The 15,114-nt window shown below is 69.1% G+C and carries 11 protein-coding genes, 1 tRNA gene and 2 pseudogenes; 8 read left to right on the top strand and 6 right to left on the bottom strand.

Features of this window, described 5'->3' with window-relative positions:
* The first annotated feature begins 9 nt into the window (after positions 1 to 9).
* The gene (locus IF37_RS0100470; RefSeq protein WP_030734225.1) at positions 10 to 453 is read left to right on the top strand and encodes a hypothetical protein; all 444 of its coding nucleotides are present in this window, start codon (positions 10 to 12) and stop codon (positions 451 to 453) included.
* Positions 454 to 3,045: 2,592 nt separating this feature from the next.
* A pseudogene (locus tag IF37_RS0100465) lies at positions 3,046 to 3,342 on the top strand (tyrosine-type recombinase/integrase); the annotation flags it as partial.
* Positions 3,343 to 3,439: 97 nt separating this feature from the next.
* Here the strand turns inward: IF37_RS0100465 and IF37_RS0100455 are convergent.
* The 3 genes from IF37_RS0100455 to IF37_RS0100445 all read right to left on the bottom strand — a co-directional run bounded on the left by IF37_RS0100455 (position 3,440) and on the right by IF37_RS0100445 (position 5,445).
* Positions 3,440 to 3,513, bottom strand: a tRNA-Pro gene (locus IF37_RS0100455).
* A gap of 66 nt (positions 3,514 to 3,579) precedes the next feature.
* Positions 3,580 to 4,341, bottom strand: coding sequence for a Pr6Pr family membrane protein (locus tag IF37_RS0100450; RefSeq protein WP_030734219.1), 762 nt, complete (start codon positions 4,339 to 4,341; stop codon positions 3,580 to 3,582).
* 177 nt (positions 4,342 to 4,518) lie between these two features.
* The gene (locus IF37_RS0100445; RefSeq protein ID WP_030734216.1) at positions 4,519 to 5,445 is read right to left on the bottom strand and encodes a metallophosphoesterase; all 927 of its coding nucleotides are present in this window, start codon (positions 5,443 to 5,445) and stop codon (positions 4,519 to 4,521) included.
* 93 nt (positions 5,446 to 5,538) lie between these two features.
* On the opposite strand from IF37_RS0100445, the gene IF37_RS0100440 reads away from it, so the two are divergent.
* Positions 5,539 to 6,006 carry a GatB/YqeY domain-containing protein gene (locus tag IF37_RS0100440; RefSeq protein WP_030734213.1) on the top strand — a complete coding sequence of 156 codons (468 nt, stop codon included), beginning with the start codon at positions 5,539 to 5,541 and terminating at the stop codon, positions 6,004 to 6,006.
* Between the two features lie 323 nt (positions 6,007 to 6,329).
* Here IF37_RS0100440 and IF37_RS0100435 read toward each other — a convergent pair whose 3' ends face one another.
* Positions 6,330 to 8,675, bottom strand: a complete 2,346-nt coding sequence (locus IF37_RS0100435) for a transglycosylase domain-containing protein (RefSeq protein WP_030734210.1) — start codon at positions 8,673 to 8,675, stop codon at positions 6,330 to 6,332.
* 559 nt (positions 8,676 to 9,234) lie between these two features.
* On the opposite strand from IF37_RS0100435, the gene wblA reads away from it, so the two are divergent.
* On the top strand, positions 9,235 to 9,573 hold the full coding sequence (gene wblA / locus IF37_RS0100430) for a transcriptional regulator WblA (RefSeq protein ID WP_030734205.1): 339 nt from the start codon (positions 9,235 to 9,237) through the stop codon (positions 9,571 to 9,573).
* Positions 9,574 to 10,016: 443 nt separating this feature from the next.
* Here the strand turns inward: wblA and IF37_RS0100425 are convergent, their stop codons facing one another.
* Complete coding sequence (locus IF37_RS0100425) at positions 10,017 to 11,405, bottom strand: ArsA family ATPase (RefSeq protein ID WP_052844899.1); 1,389 nt, start codon at positions 11,403 to 11,405, stop codon at positions 10,017 to 10,019.
* Positions 11,402 to 12,379, bottom strand: a complete 978-nt coding sequence (locus tag IF37_RS0100420) for an ArsA-related P-loop ATPase (RefSeq protein ID WP_030734199.1) — start codon at positions 12,377 to 12,379, stop codon at positions 11,402 to 11,404. Before IF37_RS0100420 ends, IF37_RS0100425 begins: the two co-directional genes overlap by 4 nt.
* A gap of 105 nt (positions 12,380 to 12,484) precedes the next feature.
* Here IF37_RS0100420 and IF37_RS44775 point away from each other — a divergent pair, with 105 nt between their 5' ends.
* From IF37_RS44775 to IF37_RS0100400, 4 genes and pseudogenes are all read left to right on the top strand, one after another.
* Positions 12,485 to 12,655: a hypothetical protein gene (locus IF37_RS44775; RefSeq protein WP_173456645.1), complete on the top strand. Its 171-nt coding sequence runs from the start codon at positions 12,485 to 12,487 to the stop codon at positions 12,653 to 12,655.
* The gene (locus tag IF37_RS0100410) at positions 12,652 to 13,116 is read left to right on the top strand and encodes a RidA family protein (protein WP_030734196.1); all 465 of its coding nucleotides are present in this window, start codon (positions 12,652 to 12,654) and stop codon (positions 13,114 to 13,116) included. Before IF37_RS44775 ends, IF37_RS0100410 begins: the two co-directional genes overlap by 4 nt.
* 68 nt (positions 13,117 to 13,184) lie before the next feature.
* Positions 13,185 to 14,036: pseudogene (locus IF37_RS0100405) on the top strand (NUDIX hydrolase); the annotation flags it as partial.
* A 245-nt stretch (positions 14,037 to 14,281) separates the two neighbouring features.
* Positions 14,282 to 15,112: an MBL fold metallo-hydrolase gene (locus IF37_RS0100400; RefSeq protein ID WP_030734188.1), complete on the top strand. Its 831-nt coding sequence runs from the start codon at positions 14,282 to 14,284 to the stop codon at positions 15,110 to 15,112.
* The last annotated feature ends 2 nt before the right edge of the window (positions 15,113 to 15,114 follow it).

Here is a 15,114-nt window from a genome sequence, read left to right as displayed (position 1 = left end):
GAAGGACGGATGATGGACCCCCTGAAAGTTAGGGATGTGCGGGAGTGGACGCAGGCGGTCGGCGACGACGTCGACTACCTCGACTACCTGTCGCAGCAGGCGGGACTGGGTGAGTGGGCCGCGTTCTCCCGCGCGTTCATGCCTCGCTTCGTGGAAGTGGAAGGATGCGTCCTGTGGGACCGCGTCTACGAGCCTGACAACTTCCGTACCTGGCACGAGCGGCTACGGGGGGACGCCACCTCGATCGAGGCCATGCTGAACCGGTTCCGCTTGGCGCTCTACATCGACATCCCGGAGGATCCCGACTCCGAGGCCGCGGCCCATGCCCTGGCCGAGGAGATCGCCCGCTCCTGGCACAGCTGCCTGCACGACGCCTTCCCGGACCGCTCGTTCCACGTCACCGCCACCGAGACGGAGGACGGCCCGGTCGTGAGCTTCACGACGCTCCGCTGACACAGCGGGAGCACCGCGGAGACGGCCGCCCACTGACCGGGTTGCGCGGTGCTTGGTGTCTCCTCGATGCCTTGGCCGATCGGCCGGCGTCTGCTGCCCGTCAGGCCGCTACCGGGGAGTCAGAGGGACGGTCTGCGGCCGGCCGGTTAGCCCTTCGAGCCGTCTGATGCCCGCAATTCGCGAAGGTGCATGTGGCCGGGATGCGGCGGCGTAGCGGTCAGGTTGGCTCGGCTGCAACCACCCGAGTGGCCGATCAGGATCTTCTCCTAATTTCTCCCAAACGGTTTCCGGAAACCACTCAGGGGCCTGATCCACTAACTGGATCAGGCCCCTGACCTGGTACTACGGCGTCGGGGTGGCGGGATTTGAACCCACGACCTCTTCGTCCCGAAGCAACTTGGACGCCCCTTGACCTTGGGCCGCTGCGTCTCTCACCTGCTCCGGTGGTCCGCAAGCGTCCGTGCTTGTTCGCCGCTGTCCGTCGGCGTTGTCACGCAGTTAGACACTCAGCCGGCCAACCCAACCAGGCGCTTAGAAGATGCGGGCGGACCTGGGTGGCAGGGGCTGTCGGCACCTTGCCAGTGCTGCGCTGGAATGTTGAGTGCCGTTGCCGTCAGCGTTGCCGTTACTTCCGTCGACGGCCGCGCCTCCTGACCACGGAGTTACTAGTGTCCGGCCTCTTAGAAGTCAGCAGTGGTCCGCCTGCGCGCGAACGCCAACCCCCGTTAGACCACGCGGATCCGTAGCCCAGTACCGTCATTTCCAACCGAGACGGCCTGGTACGGACCGCTGCTCGCACTCGCCCCTCTGGCGACCGAACCCCAGGCATCGCGAAGTTGGTGGGCTCTTCGAAGGTAGCTGCTGATCCTTCCCTCATGGAGATTCTCATACATCCCCTTCTCAACTCCTCGGAAGATTTCGAGTGAGGCCCCGTCGGGGAGTGGCATAGAGTAATTGACACCGACGAACCGGTGCGAAGCAATGTTGGACTCGGCGCTAACGGTGAAACTTTGCCAGTCCGGAGCTGGATCGTCTATAGGTAGACGCTGAAGGTCTGCGGCTCGTGGGGACGTGAATTGCGATGCAGATGTATTGTCGCCTGCGAACCGTAGGATAGAGTGCGCTGCGTTTCTCGCCAGAACCCGAAACAGCCACTTCTTCCCATCCTCGGGCACTTGAAAGATGACAGGAAGTTCATCCAAACTTGCCTCGTACGCAGCATGCGCGGACCGCAATTCAGAATCGCTGTCCTGTAATGCTTGAGATCCTCGAAGCTCCCGCTGTCGTGCACGGAACTGCTCGAAAGTAGGCTTGCCCGACGTCCACCGCTGAGGACCTGGATCCTCGGACAGTAGTGAATCAAGTTCTCCCGGAGTTCCTGCCCATAGGTCATCATTCCCAGGCGGATCGAGAACATCGATAGCGATGCCTGCAGTGGACAGGCGAGACGCAACAATTAGGCTCGGTAGAGTTCTAGCCCCTACCTCAATGGAACCTACTTGAAGAGAAGCTGTGGCCAGCTGTTTCCTCGAATGATAGGAATTACCGTGAGTGCCCTTGCATTCCAAAACGTATACCTTGCACCCTGAACGCGACGATCCGACACGACGGCCGACCAAAAAATAGTCAGGGCGCATCGTTGCCTTATTCTTCTGCCGGACTAGGCCGACTCCTTCAAGGAAGCCAGCTGCGAGGGCAACATCTACGTCAACACTGGAGAATAGCCAGCCGGGATATTGTCGCTCAAGAATCCGTTTGGCCACTACAAGGGCCAAACCAACACCCAACTGCTCTGACTGCGCCACCTTGTGATGGTGAACTATATCGGAACCCGCCGGAGTTAGAGCCAGTACCTGTTTTTGATTGCTTTTAAGGGTGGCGCAGTAGCGTACATGCGCCCAATGGCGTGCTATGTCGGCGAAGGGCGAAGCGGTAATGAATGTGGTAGCCAATCCCAACTCGCGCAAAACCTCTGCCGGGCTGGATTCAATACCGGTGAATAAGTCAGGCGGAATTGAGTATACGGGTTTACGGTAAAGGTTCGAAGCGCCGCGCTTAGGGCCGACGCGCTCTCGAGCTTCTTTCTCGACTTCTTCCGCCAGTTCGGGCGTTGAATTAACAATGAGCTTAGAAGGGGTTCCCAGCTCTCGCACTAAGGCACTGAAGTCAAGATGCACGCTTCCCCCAGATGCGTCGCACTGCTGAGCAGATCGACCGTAGATGCCAAGACAGGCTGGCACAAGACCGCCTGTCGCGTTGTAAGGGTGCGCCGGCGCCGTGGGTGCCGCGTCGGCGGCTGTACCGCTTGCGCGGTCTCGGGGTCGGTGAGGCGCAACGGCCGAGCGAGCATGAGGCCACAGGGTGGAGCTGCCGGGGTGTGGCGAGGCGATGGGCACTGCACGGCCACAACTGATCACTGGAGGCCGTGACCTGCGGCCGCCTTATCGATCAACGCCGTGACCTGCTACTGAGCTGTCGGTAGCTGTCGACGTTGGCCAACGCTGAGCGCCCTTCCAAGGCCCTAGGACGGCCCGGGAGGGCGCTCGTGCCGTGGGACAGCCCTCTCCGTGGGGGCGGCTGTGGGTGGTGTCTTTCTCCTTAGCCGTGGGCAAGCCTCTCGATGCCGCCAACGTCCGCCGTGCCTTCCGCCAGGCGCTCAAGGGCATCGACGGGATCAGCCCAGAGGAGTGGACACCGAGGGAGCTTCGGCACAGCTTCGTGTCTCTGCTCTCCGACCGGGGTGTCCCGCTGGAGGAGATCTCGCGGCTCGTCGGCCACTCGGGGACCGCCGTGACCGAGGAGGTCTACCGAAAGCAGATCCGGCCCGTGATCCAGACCGGCGCCGTGGTCATGGACGGCATCTTCGGCACGCAGGAGCGGCTGCCGTAGGCACGCGGGAAGCGGTAGTCACTCAGATAGACACGCAGGCAGAAAAAAGAAGACCACCTAGGAACGTTCCTAGGTGGTCTACCTGCTGTTGCGGCTGTCGGGGTGGCGGGATTTGAACCCACGACCTCTTCGTCCCGAACGAAGCGCGCTGCCAAGCTGCGCTACACCCCGGTGTCGCTGCTTCCCGCGGCGACGTCGTTTACTTTAGCCCACTGGTGGCTGTAGACGAAATCCGATTCAGACGGGGTGGCGGGTCGGGGTCGGGCGGGCGTGGTCCAGGGCCACCAGGAGGACCGCCAGGGCGTAGATCGCGAGGCCCAGGAGCAAGGCGTTCGCCAGGGTGCCGCGGTAGCCGTGGGCCGTCACGTCGAGGAAGGGATAGAGGTAGCGGGACGGGTCGGACGGTGGCATGAACGCGGCCCGGATGAGGAGGGTGAAGGCCAGGTAGGCCAGGGGGTAGAGCAGCCACGCCGCGGCCTGGCGGAGGCGCAGGCGGGCCGCGGGGGTGAGGAAGAGCCAGTCCAGCACCGCCGCCGCCGGAACCAGTACGTGGAGGATCTGGAGGGCCGTCCACTGGGCGTGCCAGCGCTCCGGGGCCGTGGTCGCGCCGGTCATGGAGAACGGGGGCGTGGTGTGGGTCAGGAGCAGGTGGTAGACCAGCGCGCCGATCACTGCGTAGAGGAGCGTGGCGCCTGTCACCGCGGACGGGAGCGCGCGGCGGGCCCGCCAGGACCTCGTCGCCGACAGGAGCATGACCACGGCCAGCAGGATGCTGCTCTGGACGCTGAAGTAGCCGAGGACGCGGGACGGAGGGCCCAGGAGCAGTTCCAGTGCGACTCCGCCGGCCGCCGCCACCGCGGTCGCCAGGCGGAATACCGCTACGGCCGGGCGGCGGACCGGGGCCACCACCGCCGTGGCCGGCACCGGGGCGGGCAGCAGTACGGGCGGGCCCGGGACCGCGGGCAGGTCCGGGATGTCCCTGGGTATCGGGGCGGTCATACCCCTCACGCTAGGAGCGGGTGAGGGGCGCGGCCATGTGGGTTGGGCCGGGTGGGGTACGGCCCGGGACGGGCGGTGGATCGGTGGCCCGGGTGGATCGGCGGTTCGGTTCCGCGGGCTCCGCCGGGTGGGGCGGTGGGGCGGATCAAGAGTCCCGCCCGACCCGCCTGGTCTTTCCTACCGCCGCTCGACCAGCGTCAGCAGCGTCGACTCCGGGGGGCACGCGAAGCGGACCGGTGTGTAGCGGTTGGTGCCGCAGCCCGCCGAGACGTGGAGGTAGGACGTACGGCCCTCCGCCGTGTGCGTGGAGAGGCCCTTCACGCGGTCCGTTTCCAGGTCGCAGTTGGTGACCAGGGCGCCGTAGAAAGGGATGCACAGCTGGCCGCCGTGGGTGTGGCCGGCCAGGATCAGGGGGTAGGCGTCCGCCGTGAACGCGTCGAGTGTGCGCAGGTACGGGGCATGGACCACGCCCAGGGAGAGGTCGTGCGTGCCCGACGGACCGCCGGCCACCTCGGCGTAGCGGTCGCGCTTGATGTGCGGGTCGTCCAGGCCGGTCAGCTCGACGGAGACACCCTCGACCTTGAGCACTCCGCGCGTGTTCGTCAGGTTCAGCCAGCCCGCCGCGTCGAAGCCGTCCCGCAGGTCCTCCCACGGGTTGTGGATCACACCCACCGCCGGTGCGTTGCCGTTCAGACCGTGGCGTCCGCTCGTCTTCTCCAGCAGGTAGCGGGCCGGGTTGCGGAGCTTGGGACCGTAGTAGTCGTTGGAGCCGAAGACGTACGCGCCCGGGAACTCCATCAGCGGGCCCAGGGCGTCGAGGACCTCGGGGACGCCCTCGGGGTCCGACAGGTTGTCACCGGTGTTGATCACGAAGTCGGGGCGCAGCCCGGCCAGCGACTGCAACCAGCGCTGCTTCTTGCGCTGGCCGCTCACCATGTGGATGTCGGAGACCTGGAGCACGCGCAGCGGACGCATGCCCGGGGGGAGGACGGGGACGGTCACCCGCCGGAGACGGAAGGAGCGGGCTTCGAAGCCCGCCGAGTACACCAGCCCGGCGGCGCCTGCCGCCATGATCCCCAGGGGAATTCCGTATCGCGCGCGCATACTCCCATCGTGTCAGACCTGTTGGGCGTGGTGAGAACGGCCGCCTGGTTAATGCGCGGGCGTGGGCGGCCGTGCACCTGCGACAATCAGGCCATGACCACCACGCTCAAGTCGAAGCTCCACGACGACCTCAACGCCGCGATCAAGCAGCGCGACGAGCTGCGCTCCTCGACGCTCCGGCTGACGCTCGCCGCGATCACCAAGGAGGAGGTCGCGGGCAAGGAGAAGCGGGAGCTCTCCGACGACGAGGTCCTCAAGGTGATCACCCGTGAGGCGAAGAAGCGCCGGGAGGCCGCCGACGCCTTCGCGCAGGGCGGTCGTGCCGAGCAGGCCGAGCGGGAGAAGGCGGAGGGCGAGGTGCTCGCCGAGTACCTGCCCAAGCAGTTGTCCGACGAGGAGCTGGACGCGATCGTCGCCCAGGCCGTGGAGGAGGCCAAGGCGGGCGGTGCCGAGGGGCCGCGGGCCATGGGTGCCGTCATGAAGATCGTGAACCCCAAGGTGGCCGGCCAGGCCGAGGGCGGCCGGGTCGCCGCCGCGGTGAAGAAGCTGCTCCAGGGCTGAGCGGCGCAGCTGAGCGAGGCAGGCCGAGCGAGGCAGGCCGAGCGACGCGGGCCGAGCGTCGAACGGCCGGTTCCGTCTACTGCCGCCTGCCGCCTGCCGCCTGCCGCCTGCCGCCTGCCGCCTGCCGCCTGCCGCCTGCCGGCCGTCGGTCGCCGCTCGCCCCCCTCTCCCGGTACGACAGCGGGGCCGCACCCCCTCCGAGGTGCGGCCCCGCTGTCGTACGTACGCCCGGGTCCACCGGGTCCACCAGGCGCGCCAAGCGCTGCCCCGCTGCCCTGCGCAGCCACCCGCGCCAACGCCACCGGCGCTGATGTCACCGGCCGCTAATGCCGACGGCCCCCATGCCCGTTCCCGTTGTTCCCGCCGTTCGTCTGGCCCTGGAGGATGTTGCCGGGGAGGGAGAAGGTCGGCGTCGGGAACGTGCCGCCGGTGGTGCCGGCGTTCGCGTTGCCGGCGGTGGTGGCTCCGTCAGCGGCGCCCCCGTTCGTCAGACCGCCGAGCAGTCCCCCGATCACCTGCGGCGTCGGTTCGCCGTTGTTGCCGTCCGTCGCCCCCCCGTTGCCTTTTCCCTGATCACCGTCCTCGTGGGAGTCGTCGGGGATGTCGACCAGGTGGAAGTCCGGGGCGGGTTTGCCGTCCAGCGCGCCGCTCATCATGTCGCGCCAGATCGGACCCGGGACCTCACCGCCGTAGACCTTGTCGTGCGGGACGCCGCCGATGGTGATGCCGGTCATCTTGCGCTTGTGCTGCGGGTCGCCGACCCAGACCGCGCCCGCCATGTTCGGGGTGTAGCCGACGAACCAAGCCGCGTAGCGCTCGTCCGTCGTACCCGTCTTTCCGGCGCTCGGGCGGCTGCCGAGGCCGGCCTCCTGGCCCGTGCCGTCCTCGACCACGCCCTTGAGGAGGGTGCTGACCGTGTCGGCGGTCTTCTCCGACATCGCCCGTGAGCAGGTCGTCTTCGGCACCGCCAGGGACTTCTGCGCACTGCCGATCTTCTTGGTGACCGACTCGATGGCGACCGGGGTGCAGTACGTGCCGCGCGAGGCGAAGGCGGCGTACGCGCTCGCCATCGTCAGCGGGGACATCTCCTGGGTGCCGAGCGCGATGGAGGGCGCCTGGCGGATCTGGCGGCCGTCCGCGCGCTGCACGCCCATCTTCTTGGCCATGTCGACGACCGGGCAGATGCCGATGTCGCTGATGAGCTGCACGTAGTAGGTGTTGACCGACTTGGCGGTCGCCTCCTTCATGCCGTACGGGCCGCTCTCCTCCTCGTTCTCGTTGGTCAGCTTGGTGGGCTTGCGCGGGTCGTCGCGCCACACCTTGCCGTCGCACGCGGACACCGGGCTCGGGTACGTCATCTCGTACGGCGACGAGTACTCCTGCGTCGGCTGCTTCCCGCCTTCGATGGCCGCCGCGGCGACGATCGGCTTGAACGTGGAACCGGGCTGGTAGCCGACGCCGCCGCCCATGTCGTGGTTGACGGACAGGTTGATCGTCGTCTCGTCGTTGCGGATGTTGACGCCGTACGGGCGGGACTGGCCCATGGCGAGGATCCGGCCGGTGCCGGGCTCCACGATGGTCGCGGCGGTCGCCACGGCGTCGCTCTTGTAGACGTGGTCCTTGATGGACTCCTGCGCGGACTCCTGCGCCTGCGGGTCGAGCGTCGTACGGATGGTCAGGCCGCCCCGGTTCCAGAGCTTGGCCCGCGCCTCCTTGCTCTTGCCGAAGACCGGGTCGGTGAGGACGACCTGGCGGACGTAGTCACAGAAGAAGCCGGCGCTCTTCACCGCGGTGATGCAGCCGTTCTTGGGGCGGCTGGTGTGCAGGCCGAGCGGCTTCCGCTGTGCCTGGTCGGCCTCCTGCTGGGAGATGTCGCCGAGTTCGGCCATGCGCTGGAGCACGACGTTGCGCCGCTTGGTGGCCTCGGCCTCGTCGTTGACCGGGTCGTACCGGCTCGGCGACTGCACGATGCCGGCCAGCAGCGCCGACTCCTGGAGGTTCAGGTCCTTGGCGTGCTTGGAGAAGTAGCGCTGGGAGGCGGCCTCGACCCCGTAGGCCTGCTCACCGAAGAAGGTGATGTTCAGGTAGTTCTCGAGGATCTTCTTCTTGCCGAGCTTGTCCTCGATCTGGATGGCGTACTTCAGCTCGCGGATCTTGCGGCCCAGGGTCTGCTGGGTGGCCTCGGCGACCTTGGTCGGGTCGTCGCCGGCCTCCTCGATGAAGTAGTTCTTCACCAGCTGCTGGGTGAGCGTGGAGGCGCCCTGGGCGACCCCGCCCTCCTGCGCGTTCTTGTTCAGGGCGCGCAGCACGCCCTTGAGGTCGACGGCGCCGTGCTTGTAGAAGCGCGAGTCCTCGATCGCGACGATCGCCTTCTGCACGTACGGCGACATGTCCTTGAGGTCGACCACCGTACGGTCGCGGGAGTAGACGGTCGCGATCTGTCCGCCCCGGGCGTCCAGGATCGTGGTGCGCTGGCTCAGCTGAGGACTCTTCAGGTTGGCCGGAATCTCGTCGAAACCCTGGACCGAGCCCTTGGCCGCGAGGCCCAGCGCGCCGGCCGCGGGCAGCGCGATGCCCGCCATGACGGCTCCGGCGAGCACACTGACACCGAGGAACTTGGCGGCCTGCTGCATGGGCGACAGACCACCACCCGAGCGCTTCTTTGGCATGGGGGCAGCCTAATCCGTACTGTTGAGCGTTCCGAGGGAGCGACTGCTCCTCGGGATGTTACGGGTGCCGGATCGTGACGAAGGGACCGCGAACGCGCCGGGGCGCGCCGGTCTCCGTCACGGCACGGCAAAGCAGAACGTCTACGTTCCCATTCGCCGGACACGCACACAGGCATTGGCCTAAGCTGCTCTCAACTGTCACAGCCGTGCGGTCATGTATCCATACGTCCGGTGACCCCGAATCGTTCCGGACAGAGCCCGAAATCCCTCGGGAGCGCGCCCTTTTCCGAGGGGGACGAGCCCGGAACCACCGCGTGCGCCGCCTGGCGACCGCTGTGACGTGCCACGACTGCCCCGGTTTGCCGGGATGATCACGCATGTCGTCAGGTCACTCCCGCGGGTGATCTGCCGCTTACCCATAGTCCGTTCGGGCCATTCAAGATTGGGCCCGACGGGGGTGTTGCCGTGCCCCCACCTTCCGTAACGTCCTCAACTGGCGGCGGTGAATATGCCGCTGCCGCCGTGGGGGAGCCTCGATTCGGGAGAGGACGGCACCGGTATGGGCTGGGTAACCGACTGGAGTGCGCAGGCTGCCTGCCGCACTACTGATCCGGATGAACTGTTCGTTCAGGGAGCGGCGCAGAACAGAGCCAAGGCGGTGTGCACCGGGTGCCCGGTACGCACCGAGTGCCTGGCCGACGCGCTGGACAACCGCGTGGAGTTCGGCGTGTGGGGAGGCATGACGGAGCGCGAGCGCCGCGCACTGCTGCGCCGGCGGCCCACCGTGACCTCTTGGCGCCGACTGCTGGAAACCGCCCGCTCGGAGTACGAGCGGGGACTCGGGATCGTTCCCCTCGACAACGACGAGGTGTACGAGAACTACGCGGCGGTCAGCTGAGGGCGTTCCCTCCGGCACGCTGCGAGCGCAGACGAGGGTACGTCGCTTCGGCCCGGCCGCCTCGTCGCGGGTCGACCGCCCGGCCTCCCCTCCTGGCAGCAGCCACCGTGCGTGTGTGCGAGACGCCCTGCGCCGGCTGTCCTGTGCGCGCCGTCTTGGGCGTGCCCGTCACGGCCGTGCACACTACGCCGGTGCCAGCCGTGCGCGCGTCCACTGGTGCGCGCCTGCCGTGTGTGTGCCCGTCGTGTGCGCCGACGCCTGCCACAGTGGGGGCGTGGGGGAGCCGGTACGACGGGTCGACGGCCGTCGGCCCTGGTACGCCGCGAAGGCCGCCGTCCATGTGCTGGCGCCCGTGTCCCTGTTCGGGGTCTTCGCGTCCTCGTGTCCGCGTTCGTGTTCCCGTCCGTGTCGTCGGCGGGTGCCGATTCGTGCTGCGTGTATGCCTATATGTGCTCCGGCTGTCCGGGCCGCCAGGCTCCTTCGCCCGCCAGGCGGTCGCCGATGTCGCGCAGGCCCGTGAGGTCGTGGACGTCGCCGGGCAGCGCGGGTACCTCGACCACCGCGACCTCGGGGTGGCGGGCGGTGAAACGGTCGCGCGTGCGCTGCTCGCGCGAGAGCAGATGCATGCGCTCGGCGTGCAGTCTCAGCAGGCCCGCGGCGAGTTGGTCGACCGAGCGCTCCATGTCGGCGGGGGAGCCTTCCTCGGGAGCTGCGGTGGCGTTCTCGGATGCGAGAGAGGGTGAACTGCCGTACGTGTCGGGAGAGTTACGAAGTCCAGCTTTCCCGTCCTCCTGATCCACAATGCGGGGGTCCTCAAGATTTTCCGCGGCGGCGAGCGCCCGCTCGGCCGACAGCCGGCAGGCCCCGCTGCCGTGGACCCGGTTCAGCACCAGCCCCACCAGCGGCATGTTCTCCGCGGCCAGCCGCTGCACGAAGTACGCCGCCTCGCGCAGCGCGTCCCGCTCCGGGGCCGCCACCACCAGGAACGCCGTGCCGGGTGCCTGGAGCAGTTTGTAGGTGGCGTCCGCGCGCGTGCGGAAGCCGCCGAAGGTGGTGTCCATCGCGGCCACGAACGTCTGCACGTCCTTCAGCAGCTGACCGCCCAGCAGCTTGCCGAGCGTGCCGGTCATCATCGACATGCCGACGTTGAGGAAGGCCATCCCCGCACGACCGCCGAGCTTGGCCGGAGCGGTCAGCAGGCGGATGAGCCGGCCGTCCAGGAAGGAGCCGAGCCGCTTGGGCGCGTCCAGGAAGTCCAGCGCCGAGCGGGACGGCGGGGTGTCGACCACGATCAGGTCCCACTCGTCCCTCGCCCGCAGCTGGCCCAGCTTCTCCATCGCCATGTACTCCTGCGTGCCCGCGAAGCCCGCCGAGAGCGACTGGTAGAAGGGGTTCGACAGGATCGCGGCGGCCCGCTCCCGGTCCGCGTGCGCCTCCACGACCTCGTCGAAGGTGCGCTTCATGTCGAGCATCATGGCGTGCAGCTCGCCGTCGCCGTCGGTGCCCTTCACCCTGCGGGGCACGTTGTCGAGGGAGTCGATGCCCATCGACTGGGCCAGCCGCCTGGCCGGGTCGATGGTCAGCACGACCACCTTGCGGCCCCGCTCGGCGGCCCGCAGCCCGAGGGCCGCCGCGGTCGTCGTCTTGCCGACCCCGCCCGAGCCGCAGCACACCACGATCCGGGTGTCCGGATCGTCCAGCAGGGAATCCACGTCCAGCACGCGCGCGGGGGAGAGCCGGCGGGCCTGCTCCGGCCCGTCGGCCGTCTTGGGTCCCTCGGTGACCTCAAGCGCCTCGGGTACCTCGGGTGTCCCGGCCGGGTCCGGACTCATGACAACCCCTGCTTCCGCAGCTCGGTGGCGAGTTCGTACAGGCCCGCGAGGTCCATGCCCTCCGCGAGCAGCGGCAGTTCGTGCAGCGGCAGGTCCAGCTCGGTGAGGACCGCGCGCTGCTCCTGCTCCAGTGCGTACCGCTCGGCGTACTCGGCGGCCTGCTCCAGCAGCGGGTCCACCAGCTTCTCGGCGTTGCCGCCGCGCCTGGCCCCGCCCAGGCCGGCCGTCGAGAAGGCCCGTGCGACGGAGGAACGCTCCACGGTCCGTACGAGTTCCAGGTCCGCGGCGTCCAACACCTCGGGCCGCACCATGTTCACGATGACCCGGCCCACCGGCAACCGCGCCGCGCGGAGTTCGGCGATGCCGTCGGCGGTCTCCTGGACCGGCATCTCCTCCAGCAGCGTCACCAGGTGCACCGCCGTCTCCGGCGACTTCAGGACGCGCATCACGGCCTGTGCCTGATTGTGTATCGGGCCGATCTTCGCGAGGCCCGCGACCTCGTCGTTGACGTTCAGGAAGCGGGTGATGCGGCCGGTCGGCGGGGCGTCCATGACGACGTAGTCGTAGATGAACCTCCCGGACCGGTCCTTGCGGCGCACGGCCTCGCACGCCTTGCCGGTCAGCAGGACGTCCCTGAGACCGGGCGCGACGGTGGTGGCGAAGTCGATCGCGCCGAGCTTCTTCAGGGCCCGGCCCGCGCCGCCCAGCTTGTAGAACATCTGGAGATAGTCCAGAAGGGCCAGTTCCGGATCGATGGCGAGGGCGTACACCTCCCCTCCGCCCGGAGCTACCGCGATTTTCCGCTCTTCATAGGGCAGCGCCTCCGTCTCGAAGAGTTGTGCGATGCCCTGCCGGCCCTCGACCTCCACGAGAAGCGTCCGCTTCCCCTCGGTCGCGAGGGCCAGCGCGAGTGCGGCGGCGACCGTCGTCTTTCCGGTCCCGCCCTTGCCGCTGACGACCTGGAGCCTGCTCACGTATTCGAGACTAACCAGTCCGGCCGACACTCACGCGGGAGGCTGTGGACAACGGGGTCGTGGTGGGCCTCCGGACCCTCCCCGCGCAGCGGCTACAGTCGGCCCATGACCAAGAAGTGGGAATACCAGACCGTGCCGCTGCTCATCCATGCCACGAAGCAGATCCTGGACTCCTGGGGCGACCAGGGCTACGAGCTCGTCCAGGTCGTGCCCGGGCCGAACCCGGAGTCGCTCGTGGCCTACCTGAAGCGCGAGAAGCAGGAGCAGGGCGCGTGAGCGAGGTCGAGGCCAAGCTGGCCGAACTGGGTCTGACCCTGCCGGACGTCGTACCGCCGCTGGCCTCCTACCAGCCGGCCGTGCGGTCCGGAGTGTACGTCTACACCGCCGGCCAGCTGCCGATGGTGGAGGGAAAGCTGCCGGTCACCGGCAAGGTGGGTGCCGAGGTCACCGCGGAGGAGGCCAAGGAGCTGGCCCGCGTCTGCGCACTGAACGCGCTCGCCGCCGTGAAGTCCGTCGCCGGTGACCTGGACCGCATCGCGCGCGTGGTGAAGGTCGTCGGCTTCGTCGCCTCCGCGGCCGACTTCACCGGTCAGCCCGGTGTCGTCAACGGTGCCAGCGAACTGCTCGGTGAGGTCCTCGGCGACAAGGGCGTGCACGCCCGCAGCGCGGTCGGTGTCGCGGTCCTGCCGCTGGACGCGCCGGTCGAGGTCGAGATCCAGGTGGAGCTGGCCCAGTAGCGCTCCGCCCGCCCCGCTGACCTCGGGAACCTCTCGAACAATCGCCCTATACGGGATAGCCTCCGCCCATGGCGAACGGTCAGTGGTATCCCCCGGAATGGCCGGACCGCATCCGCGCGCTCGCGGACGGCACGCTCACCCCGGTGACCCCCAGGCGCGCGGCCACGGTGCTGCTCCTGAAGGACACCCCGGACGGCCCGGTCGTCCACATGCTGCGCAGACGCGCCTCCATGGCCTTCGCCGGAGGCGCGTACGCGTATCCCGGGGGCGGGGTCGACCCGCGGGACGACGACCGTCAGATCCGCTGGGCTGGCCCCCCGCGCGCGTGGTGGGCCGAACGGCTCGGCGTCGACGGCGCGGGTGCCCAGGCGATCGTCTGCGCGGCCGTTCGGGAGACGTACGAGGAGGCCGGGGTGCTGCTCGCCGGGCCCGACCCGGACTCGGTCGTCGGCGACACCACCGGGGACGACTGGGAGGCCGACCGCGCCGCCCTGGTCGCGCGCGAGCTGTCCTTCGCCGAGTTCCTCGACCGGCGCGGCCTGGTGCTGCGCTCGGACCTGCTGGGCGCGTGGACCCGCTGGATCACCCCGGAGTTCGAGGCCCGCCGGTACGACACCTGGTTCTTCGTGGCCGCCCTCCCCGCCGGGCAGCGCACCCGGAACGCCTCGACCGAGGCCGACCGCGCGGTCTGGATCCGCCCCGAGGAGGCCGCCGCCGGGTACGACGCGGGCGAGCTGCTGATGATGCCGCCCACCATCGCCACCCTGCGCCAGCTGCTGCCGTTCGGCACCGCCGCCGAGACGCTGGCCGCCGCGCCGGCGCGCGACATGACGCCGGTGCTGGCGAGCGCCCGCGTCCAGGACGGCGAGATCGTCCTGTCCTGGCCCGGGCACGACGAGTTCACCAAGCACGTCCCGACGGCCGCCGAGCGCGGGGCACGGACGGTGCCGGGGGCGCCGCCGGCACCCGCTGAGCCCGCCGGGCCCGCTGCGTCCGGGTCTCCGGCGGGTGCTCCGGCGGACACCCCGACGGGCGGCGACGGGACCCTCACCGCGTCCACGACCGCAGCCACCCCCGCGTCCGCCCCCGCGTTTACGACCTCGTCCGCGACCGGGTTCGCGGACGTCCCCACGATCACCCCCTCGACCGCCGGTGGAGGCCCCGCATGACCGACGCAAGCGCCCTGCCGGGCCAGCCCCGGGGCGGAGCCCTGTCGGGCCGGGCCACCGCACGCGCGGTCAACGTCCTCGCGCCCAACGCCTCGGCGATGACCCTGGACGGCACCAACACCTGGATCGTCGCCGAGCCCGACTCCGACCTGGCCGTGGTGATCGACCCGGGCCCGCTGGACGACGGCCACCTGCGCAACGTCGTGGGCACCGCCGAGCAGGCCGGCAAGCGCATAGCCCTGACCCTGCTGACCCACGGTCACCCCGACCACGCCGAGGGCGCCGTCCGGTTCGCCGAACTGACGGGCACGCGCGTGCGTGCCCTCGACCCGGCCCTGCGGCTGGGGGACGAGGGCCTGGCCGCCGGTGACGTGATCACCGTCGGCGGCCTGGAGCTGAGGGTCGTACCGACCCCCGGGCACACCGCGGACTCGCTGTCCTTCCACCTCCCCGCCGACCGGGCGGTGCTGACCGGTGACACCATCCTCGGGCGCGGCACGACGGTCGTGGCGCACCCCGACGGCCGGCTCGGGGACTATTTGGACTCCCTGCGGCGGCTGCGGTCCCTGACGGTGGACGACGGCGTGCACACCGTCCTGCCGGGCCATGGGCCGGTCCTGGAGGACGCCCAGGGCGCCGTGGAGTTCTACCTCGCCCACCGCGCCCACCGGCTCGCCCAGGTGGAGACGGCGGTCGAGAACGGCCACCGCTCCGCGGCCGAGGTCGTCGCCCGGGTCTACGCCGACGTGGACCGTTCGCTGTGGCCGGCGGCGGAACTCTCGGTCCGGGCGCAGCTGGACTACCTCGGCGAGCACGGGCTGATCTGACC

It is taken from the genome of Streptomyces sp. NRRL S-31, assembly GCF_000718775.1.
Lineage (GTDB): Bacteria > Actinomycetota > Actinomycetes > Streptomycetales > Streptomycetaceae > Streptomyces.
This window is presented reverse-complemented; position numbering and strand designations above follow the sequence as displayed.

Excerpts from the sequence above, each read along its gene's own strand:
- IF37_RS0100450 (WP_030734219.1), bottom strand. The coding sequence starts at position 4,341 with ATGACCGCCCCGATACCCAGGGACATCCCGGACCTGCCCGCGGTCCCG.
- IF37_RS0100435 (WP_030734210.1), bottom strand. The coding sequence starts at position 8,675 with ATGCCAAAGAAGCGCTCGGGTGGTGGTCTGTCGCCCATGCAGCAGGCC.
- IF37_RS0100445 (WP_030734216.1), bottom strand. The coding sequence starts at position 5,445 with ATGCGCGCGCGATACGGAATTCCCCTGGGGATCATGGCGGCAGGCGCC.
- wblA (WP_030734205.1), top strand. The coding sequence starts at position 9,235 with ATGGGCTGGGTAACCGACTGGAGTGCGCAGGCTGCCTGCCGCACTACT.
- IF37_RS0100470 (WP_030734225.1), top strand. The coding sequence starts at position 10 with ATGATGGACCCCCTGAAAGTTAGGGATGTGCGGGAGTGGACGCAGGCG.
- IF37_RS44775 (WP_173456645.1), top strand. The coding sequence starts at position 12,485 with ATGACCAAGAAGTGGGAATACCAGACCGTGCCGCTGCTCATCCATGCC.
- IF37_RS0100425 (WP_052844899.1), bottom strand. The coding sequence starts at position 11,405 with ATGAGTCCGGACCCGGCCGGGACACCCGAGGTACCCGAGGCGCTTGAG.
- IF37_RS0100400 (WP_030734188.1), top strand. The coding sequence starts at position 14,282 with ATGACCGACGCAAGCGCCCTGCCGGGCCAGCCCCGGGGCGGAGCCCTG.
- IF37_RS0100440 (WP_030734213.1), top strand. The coding sequence starts at position 5,539 with ATGACCACCACGCTCAAGTCGAAGCTCCACGACGACCTCAACGCCGCG.